Origin of the sequence: Streptomyces sp. T39, from assembly GCF_008042045.1 — a bacterium.
Lineage (GTDB): Bacteria > Actinomycetota > Actinomycetes > Streptomycetales > Streptomycetaceae > Streptomyces.
Map to the genome: position 1 here is coordinate 1 of NZ_RDBP01000122.1, position 5,605 is coordinate 5,605.

The window sequence follows — 5,605 nt, forward strand, 5'->3', positions numbered from 1 at the left end:
GCGGGGGCCTCGCCGTGGTGCAGCAGCCGTCGGGCGGCGAAGCTCACCAGCGGGACCGGTCCGGGGAGGACGAAGAGGTCGTCCTCCAGGAACACGGCCCCCGGGGCGCCCGGCCCGCCGGGCGCGGAGCCGGGGCGCAGGTGGAGGGCCGCGACGAGCTTGGCACGGGTGGGGTGCGTGGCCACCGGGGCGGCGCCGGAGGCCACGGAGCCGACTCGACGCGGCGCACCATCCGCGCCGCCCGCGGCCTCGGCCTCGCCGTCCACCTGACCGATCTGCCCGAGGCGCTCGCCGCCGCGCCCGCCGTCACCGCCCTCGCCGACCGGGTCACCGCCCTCGACCACGAACGGCCCGAGACCTGCGCACGGTGGGCCCGGTCCGGCGCCGCCGGCCCCGTGCGCGCGGTCTTCAGCTCCCGCGAATACGCCCAGGAGGGCGCCGCCGCCGTCGCCGCCGCCCTCGGGCTGCCCGGGAACGACCCGGCGGTGGTCGCCACCGTCCGCCGCAAGGACCGGTGCCGTGCGGCGCTCGCCGACGCCGGATTCCGGCAGCCCGCCGTGCGCCTGTGCCACGACGTGCGGCAGGCACGGGAGTTCATGACGGGACGCCCCGGGCCCTTCGTCGTCAAGCCCCGCGACGCGATGGGCAGCCTCGGCGTCGCGCTCGTGCGGACGCCCGGAGCGCTCGACGACGCGGTCACCGGCCTGCCGGGCGCGGGACCGTTCCTCATCGAGGAGTACGTCCCCGGCCCCGAGTTCAGCGTCGAAGGGGTGCTGACCGGGGGCCGGCCCACCGTGCTCGCCGTCACCGCCAAACACGTCACCCCGCCCCCGCTCTTCGTGGAGCTGGCCCACGCCCTGCCCGCACCGGTGGACCCCGGCGTCCACCACGGGCTCGCCCGCGAGGCGGCCGCCGCGGTCACCGCGCTCGGGCTGCGTCACGGCGTCTTCCACGCCGAGGCGTGGTGGACGCCGGACGGCCCCGTCCTCGGCGAGGTGCACACCCGCTTCGGCGGCGACTGGATCCACCTGATGCTCGAACACGTCCTGGACGCGGACGTCTCCGCGGCGGTCCTGCGCGACCTGCTCGGCCTGCCCGCGGCCGACCTCGCCCCGGTGGACCCCACCGCGCCCGGGCGCGGCGCGGCCGTCCTCTTCCCGACCCCGCCACCCGGCAGGGTGGCGGCCCTGCACGGCTGGGACCGGCTCACCGGACTGCCCGGCGTCCTGCACGCCGACCCGCAGCTCGCACCCGGCGACACCGTCCCGCCCCTCACCGACTCCGCGGCCCGGCGCGGCGTCCTCGTCACCGCCGCCGAGGACGCACGGTCCGCCCTGGACCTCGCCCGCCGCCTCGCCGCCGGCCTCGGGACGACGCCCGTCGCGCCCGCCGGCCCGGCCACCGCACCCGACCCGTCCTCCCCTGCGCCCTTACGCGTACGACACCAACAGGAGCACTGATGCGAAGCACCCTGCACGACGCGACCCTTGTTGCGGAGAACACCGAGGTCATCCAGCAGATCGACCCCCTTTTCGACGTGCTGTCGAAGGACGCGCCCGCCCGGTCCGACCTGATCCGGCTCGCCGCCGGGACCCTGGCCGCGGTCCGCATACCGAACCACCTGCCGGCCGACCGGTGCGCCGAACTCATGAGAGCGCTGGACGACGCCGAGTTCGACACCTACGACGAGCGCCGGATCTTCCCGCCGGTGACCAAGTTCGGCCCCGCCGTCTTCGACTACTACCTCGACGACACGATCCGGCCCGAGTACTGGGACCACGCGGAGCAGTCCCGGGCCACGTGGAAGCGGATCGTGGGCGAGCACGACCCGCTGGACACCCTCGTCGCCGAACTGCGCCGCATCTGGCAGGGCCCCGTGGAGCCCGCGACCGTCGGCGGGCGGGAACTCTTCGTCGGCATGGTCCGCGAGCTGACCGGCGGCGCCCGGATGCACTTCGACGAGCTGATGCGCGAGTTCCCGGGCGTCATGGACCAGGAACTGGTCGCCCAGTTCGGCTTCAACTGCTATGTCAGCGTCCCCGAGGAGGGCGGTGAGCTCATCGTCTACCGCCGCCGCTGGAAGCCCAGCGACGACCAGGAACGCATCGGCTACGGCTGGTCCGAGAAGGTCGCCGCCGCCGAGCCCCGCGTCCTGGTGAAGCCGTCGGTCGGCGACTCGGTCTGGTTCGACTCGCGCAACTACCACGCCATCAACCCCAACACCGCGGGCCGGCGCCTCTCCCTGGCCTTCTTCTGCGGTGTCACCACCGAGAACAAGCTCGTCCTGTGGTCCTGAGCCGAGCTTCCCGGGGCCGGCCCGACGGCCGGCCCCGGGAAGCCCGGCCGCCCCACCCGATCCGAAGGAAGAACGACACGTGCGCACCCACCTGCTCCACCGCGAGGACCCCTACCTGCGCGACTTCGAGACGACCGTGTCCGGCGTCGGCGAGGACACCCTGGAACTCGACGCCACCGCCTTCTACGCCCGCGGCGGCGGACAACTCGGCGACCAGGGCGTGCTCGGCGGCCACCGCGTCCTCGACACCGTCAAGTCCCCCGACGGACTGGGCGTCGTGCACCGGATGGAGTGGAACGGCGCCCCGCCCGCGCCCGGCGACCGGGTCACCGGCCACGTGGACTGGGAGCGCCGCTACCCGATGATGCGGCTGCACAGCGCCCAGCACCTGCTGTGGATCGCCCTCGCCGCCGAGTACGGACCGGACCAGCAGGAGCGCGGAGGCGAGATCAGCCCCGAGAAGGCCCGGCTCGACGTCGCCTGGGAGGCGGCCGAACGCCCCGACGCGGCGGCGCTCACCGCCCGTCTCGCCGCCCTCGTCGCCGCGGACCTGCCCATCGAGCGGTACGCCACCGACCCCGGGGGCGAACGCTGGGAGTGGGCCATCGCGGAGCACCCGCCGATCCCCTGCGGCGGCACCCATGTCCGCTCGACCGGGGAGACCGGCCCCCTCGCCGTCACCGTCAAGGGCAAGGGGCGCGGCACCGTCCGGCTCACCGTCAGCCCGGCCGGCTGAGCCCACCGGCCGCCCCCGTCCCGCACCTGCGACCCCCGCGGAGTCCCATGCGCCGCACACTGGCCCTCACCACGGCCTATCTCCTCACGCACCTCGGGTACTTCTCGCTGCTTCCCGTGCTGCCGCTGCTGCTGGAGCGGGGCGCGGGCGCGGCGGGGGCGGGCACCGCCCTGCTGTGCTTCACCGTCTCGGCCCGGGCGGCCTCCGTATTGATCAGCGGCCGGCTGGAACGCTTCCCCGCCCGCGGCTGCATGGTGGCCGGTCTGCTGCTGGCGGCCGGATCCTTCATGGCCCTCGCCGCCCGGCCCCCGTTCCCCGTTCTCGTCGTGCTCCTGCTCGCCGCGGGCTGCGGGATCAGCGTCAACGGACTGACCGTCCGCGCCTACGTCGCCCAGGCGGTCCCCGACAGCGGGGCCCGCCACAAGCTCTTCACCGCCGTCAACCTCGCCGTCAACGTCGCCGCCTCCCTCGGCCCCGTGGCCGGAACCTTCCTCGTGTGGGCCGGCGGGGGCGAACGGCTGTGGCTGCTGGTCGGCGGCTGCTACCTGCTCGCGGCGGCGACGACCCGCCTGATGATGCCCGCGGTGCCCGCCGCGCGCGGCGAGGCGAGCACCCTGCGGCGACGGCTCACCGTCGTCCGGGGCATCCTCCGCTCACCGCACGCCCGGCGGCTGGCGGCCGTCACCGCGCTGGGCTGGTTCGTCTACGCCCAGCTCTTCTCCGCCCTGCCGCTCTTCCTCGCCGACACCGTGGACCGCAGGGCAGTCGCCGCCTACTTCACCGCGAACGCCGTCGCGGTCATCCTGCTCCAGGCACCGGTCTCGGCCCTGGTCGCACGGCGCCTCGCGGCCGGGACCCCGCCGGTCACGCTGCTGCGCCACGGCTGCCTGCTGCTGGCCCTCGCCTTCCCGCTGACGGCGGTCGTCGCCGGACAGCCATGGCTGATCTTCGCCGGGATCGTCGTCTTCTCGCTCGGCGAGGCGCTCTACGTCCCCCTCGTGGACACCGCGTTCGCCGACCTGGCACCCGAGTCCGCCTACGAGTCCTTCAACGCCCGGCAGATCGTCACCGCGGCGGGGGAGTCCCTCGGCTCCTTCGCGGGCGCCGCCGGATACCTCGCCCTCGGCAGCCGCCTGGGGCACGGCGCCTGGTTCCTCGTCGTCGGCACCGCCGCCTTGGCCCTCCTCGGCCTGTTCGCCCTGCGGGGCACCGACCGCCCCGCGACCCCCGCCCCCGCCCAGAAGGTGGCCCCATGACCCAGCCGGTCGCGCCCCAGCTCGTGATGGTCGGCTTCTTCCCGGCCTTCATCCGCTCGCTCGAACGACTCCTGCCGCCCCGCTCCCTCACCGTCGTGGAGGACCCCGGCGTCTACGTGAAGAAACCCATCGCGGCGATGGAGGGCTCCTTCAGCTGCCTCACCGAAGTCCGCCTCGCCGCCTACCAGCAGTCCGGCGACGCCGTCGACGAGATCGTGCGCCTCGACCGCCAGACCGGTGTGACGGGGGTGCTCCCCGGCCTGGAGTACGCCGTCGAGGCGGCCGCCGAGGCCGCCGCCGCACTCGGGCTGCCCGGCCTCGGCACCGGCGCCGCCCGCACCCTGCGCGACAAGATCCTGCTGCGCGAGACGACCACCGCCGCCGGTATGGCGGCACCGGCCTTCCGGGAACTGACGTCGGCCGCCGGCCTGGCCGCCTTCCTCGCCCGCGAGCCCCGCCGCGAGACCGTGCTGAAACCGGCCAACCGGCAGGCGAGTCTCGGCGTCCGCTTCCTGCCCCCGGACGCCCCCGCCGACGAGGTGACCGCGGCATGGCGGGCCACGACCGGGGCCGACGAGGGCGCACAGATCGCGGACCGGCGGATGACCTGGCGCTACCTCGCCGAGGAGCGTCTGACGGGCCCCGAGGTCAGCGTCGAGGCACTCGTCGCCGACGGCCGGCTGCTGTTCCTCAACATCACCGCCAAAACCACCGCCGACGGCCCCCACCCCGTCGAGCTGGGCCATGTCCTGCCCGCCGCCCTCCCCGCCGCCACGGACGCCGCCCTGCGCACCGGGATGGAGTCCCTCGTCGACGCCGTGGGCATCGGCTCCGGCATCCTGTGCGCCGAATGGATCCTCACCGCCGACGGCCCCGTGCTGGTGGAGTGCGCCGGACGCTGCCCCGGGGACAGCCTCATGGAACTGATCGCCCTCGCCTGGGGCGGCGACTTCCACCACCACCTCGCCGGCATCCTGCGCGGAGACGTCCCCGACCTGCCCGCCACCGCCACCCGGTGCGCCGCCATCCGCTTCCTCCACGCCCCGCCCGGCACCGTGACCGCCGTCGAAGGAGCCGACGAGGCCCGCGAACTGCCCGGCGTCCAGGAGATCACCGTCACCGCCACACCCGGACACACCGTCAGCGGCCTCCACAGCAGCTGGGACCGGCTCGGCCAGCAGGGAGGGTGCCACGTCCGCCTTCTGGTCGGTGAGCAGCAGGACCTTCAGCCCGAGGCGGTGGGCGGCGTGCAGTGCGGCGTGGTGTTCGAGCTGGTTGGGGCGCAGGTTGCACATGATGACGGCGTCGGTCACGGGG

The 5,605-nt window shown here is 74.9% G+C and carries 6 protein-coding genes; 5 read left to right on the plus strand and 1 reads right to left on the minus strand.

Annotated elements, in window-relative coordinates:
- Positions 1–185 (minus strand): hypothetical protein (locus EAO77_RS39130; RefSeq protein WP_187283567.1); only part of this gene is annotated, 185 nt, incomplete at its 3' end.
- On the opposite strand from EAO77_RS39130, the gene EAO77_RS35740 reads away from it, so the two are divergent.
- From EAO77_RS35740 to EAO77_RS35760, 5 genes are all read left to right on the plus strand, one after another.
- A complete protein-coding gene (locus EAO77_RS35740) occupies positions 174–1,460 on the plus strand; it encodes an ATP-grasp domain-containing protein (protein WP_187283568.1) in 1,287 nt (428 codons plus the stop codon). The genes EAO77_RS39130 and EAO77_RS35740 overlap by 12 nt on opposite strands.
- A complete protein-coding gene (locus EAO77_RS35745) occupies positions 1,460–2,296 on the plus strand; it encodes a 2OG-Fe(II) oxygenase (RefSeq protein ID WP_147992471.1) in 837 nt (278 codons plus the stop codon). The genes EAO77_RS35740 and EAO77_RS35745 overlap by 1 nt, the downstream gene beginning before the upstream one ends.
- Positions 2,297–2,375: 79 nt before the next feature.
- Entirely contained in the window at positions 2,376–3,032 is a 657-nt protein-coding gene (locus EAO77_RS35750) for an alanine--tRNA ligase-related protein (protein ID WP_187283569.1), read from the plus strand.
- A 47-nt stretch (positions 3,033–3,079) separates the two neighbouring features.
- Complete coding sequence (locus EAO77_RS35755; RefSeq protein ID WP_147992473.1) at positions 3,080–4,288, plus strand: MFS transporter; 1,209 nt, start codon at positions 3,080–3,082, stop codon at positions 4,286–4,288.
- The coding region (locus EAO77_RS35760; RefSeq protein ID WP_147992474.1) for an ATP-grasp domain-containing protein at positions 4,285–5,605 on the plus strand (1,321 nt) is incomplete at its 3' end. The genes EAO77_RS35755 and EAO77_RS35760, both read left to right, overlap by 4 nt.